We start from the raw sequence: 2,812 nt of genomic DNA, 5'->3' as shown, positions 1-2,812 counted from the left end.
GCCTGCGGCATCGCGCCGTCGAAGGCGGTCGGCAGCCTCGGCGCTGGCGTCGGCCTGTGGGAATCGGCCGAGGTCCGCGTCAACCCGGTCGGCACCATCGAGATCCTCACGGGATCGCACAGCCACGGCCAGGGTCACGAAACGACCTTCTGCCAGCTCGTCGCGGAGCGGCTGGGCATTCCGATCAGCCAGGTCTCGATCGTTCATGGCGATACCGACAAGGTGCAGTTCGGAATGGGCACCTACGGCTCCCGCTCGGCCGCCGTCGGCCTCACCGCGATCCTGAAGGCGATGGAAAAGATGGAGTCCAAGGCCAAGAAGATCGCGGCGCACGCGCTGGAAGCCTCGGAAGCCGACATCGTCATCGAGAACGGCGAGTTCAAGGTCACAGGCACCGACAAGGCGATCGCGCTGCCGATGGTCGCGCTCGCGGCCTATACGGCGCACAATCTGCCTGATGGGATGGAGCCGGTCCTGAAGGAGAGCGCCTTCTACGACCCGACCAACTTCACCTTCCCGGCCGGCGCCTATATCTGCGAGCTCGAGGTCGATCCCAGCACGGGCAAGACCTCCTTCGTCAACTTCGTCGCGGCCGACGATTTCGGCCGGCTGATCAATCCGATGATCGTCGAGGGCCAGGTCCATGGCGGCCTTGTCCAGGGCATCGGTCAGGCATTGCTCGAGCATGCGATCTACGATGCCAACGGCCAGCCGATCACTGCCTCGTTCATGGATTACGCCATGCCGCGTGCCGACGACGTGCCGTCGTTCAACCTGTCCCACACCACGACGCTGTGCCCGGGCAATCCGCTCGGCATCAAGGGTTGCGGCGAGGCCGGCGCGATCGGGGCGTCGGCGGCCGTGATCAACGCGATCACGGATGCGATCGGCAAGAACAATCTGGAAATGCCCGCAACCCCCGACCGGGTGTGGCGCACGATCCACGCGGCTTGAGGGAGGACCGAAGATGTACCAGACCACTTATCATCGTGCCTCCTCGGTCGACGAGGCCGCCAGCCTGTTCGCAAAAGGTAGCGAGTCGAAGTTCCTGGCAGGCGGTCAGACGCTGCTGCCGGTCATGAAGCAGCGCCTCGCAGGTCCCTCCGACGTCATCGACCTCGGCAGGATCAAGGAGCTGCAGGGCGTCGAATTGTCCGGCGACACGCTGACCATCAAGGCCGCGACGACCTATTACGACATCATGACGAATGCCGATGTGAAGAGGGCGATCCCTGCGATCTCCTATCTCACCTCCGTGCTCGGCGATCCCGCCGTGCGCTACCGTGGCACGATCGGCGGCTCGATCGCCAACAACGATCCTGCCGCGGATTTCCCGGCCGCGCTGCTCGCGCTCGGCGCCACCGTGAAGACCGACAAGCGGTCGATCGCGGCGGATGATTTCTTCAAGGGCCTGTTCACCACGGCGCTGGAGGACGGCGAGATCATCACCGCCGTGTCATTCCCGGTGCCGGCAAAGGCGGGCTACGAGAAGATGCGGCACCCGGCCTCGCGCTTTGCGCTGACCGGCGTGTTCGTCGCGCAGACCAGGTCAGGCGAGGTTCGGGTCGCCGCGACCGGCGCCTCCCAGAATGGCGTGATGCGGGTGCCTGCGATCGAGGCCGCGCTGAAGGCGAACTGGTCGCCGGCGGCGATCGACGGCGTGAGCATCTCGGCGAGCGGATTGCTGGCTGACATCCACGGCACGGCGGAGTACCGCGCCAATCTGATCAAGGTGATGGCGCAGCGCGCGGTGGCAGCTGCACGCGGATAGCGTCTCCACGCAATTTTTCCGCGGCGCGCACTTCGGTGCGCGCCGTTTTATTTTGGCCATGCGGCATGAAAACCGCTTGCCTCGCTGGCGTGAAGGCGGGAAAAGTTAATCGGCCGATTAACTCGCCCCATAGAAGAATGTCGGAGACGATGCCGGGCTACCGGCATGCGCTCGCGCCCCCGAGGAAACAACAACGTGCTCGATAAATCAGCCCCCACCTCATCCGTCCGCATCTCCGGCCCGCTGTCGGGCTTCCGCATCGTTGAATTCGCCGGCATCGGGCCGGGTCCGTTCGCCTGCATGATGCTGGCCGACATGGGCGCCGACGTCGTCACGCTCGACCGCGTCGGTGCGAAGAAGAGCATGAAGTCGGTCGCAGGCCGCGGCCGCAAGGTGATCGAGCTCGACCTCAAGGACAAGGCGGCGATCGCGCAAGTGCTCGACCTGCTCGCCAGCGCCGATGCTCTGGTCGAAGGCTTTCGCCCCGGCGTGATGGAACGGCTCGGCCTCGGGCCGGATGTGGTGCTCGCACGCAATCCAAAACTGGTCTATGGCCGCATGACCGGCTGGGGCCAGGAGGGCCCGCTCGCCAATGCCGCCGGCCATGACATCAACTACATCTCCATCACCGGCGCGCTCGCCGCGATCGGCACGAAGGAGGCGCCGGTGCCGCCGCTTAATCTCGTCGGCGATTTCGGCGGCGGCGCGCTCTATCTCGTCGTCGGCGTGCTCGCAGCGCTCCTGGAGGCGCAGAAATCCGGCAAGGGCCAGGTGGTCGACGCCGCCATGTGCGACGGCGCGGCCTCGCTGATGTCGTTCTTCTTCGACATGGCCACGATGGGTCGCTGGACCGAAGAGCGCAACCAGAACTTCCTCGACGGCGGCGCGCATTTCTACGGCGTCTACGAATGCGCCTGCGGGCACTTCGTCTCGATCGGCTCGATCGAGCCGCAATTCTACGCGCTGCTGCGCGAGCACGCCGGCCTCACCGACGCCGATTTCGACGCCAGATGGATCGCAAGGCCTGGCCGGCGCTGAAGG

General features: G+C 65.6%; 2 protein-coding genes and 1 pseudogene. All 3 read left to right on the top strand.

What is annotated here, in order from left to right; genetic code table 11:
- A partial coding sequence (locus tag JHD07_RS37135) for a molybdopterin cofactor-binding domain-containing protein (RefSeq protein WP_291631230.1) occupies positions 1-954 on the top strand: 954 nt, incomplete at its 5' end.
- A gap of 13 nt (positions 955-967) precedes the next feature.
- On the top strand, positions 968-1,771 hold the full coding sequence (locus JHD07_RS37130; protein ID WP_291631228.1) for a xanthine dehydrogenase family protein subunit M: 804 nt from the start codon (positions 968-970) through the stop codon (positions 1,769-1,771).
- A 195-nt stretch (positions 1,772-1,966) separates the two neighbouring features.
- Positions 1,967-2,812: pseudogene (locus JHD07_RS37125) on the top strand (CaiB/BaiF CoA-transferase family protein); the annotation flags it as partial.

The sequence above is a fragment of the Bradyrhizobium sp. genome (genome assembly GCF_016462955.1).
Classification (GTDB): Bacteria; Pseudomonadota; Alphaproteobacteria; order Rhizobiales; family Xanthobacteraceae; genus Bradyrhizobium.
The sequence above is the reverse complement of the archived record's forward strand: the minus strand, read 5'-3'. Positions and strand labels throughout refer to the sequence as shown.

Excerpts from the sequence above, each read along its gene's own strand:
- JHD07_RS37130 (WP_291631228.1), top strand. The coding sequence starts at position 968 with ATGTACCAGACCACTTATCATCGTGCCTCCTCGGTCGACGAGGCCGCC.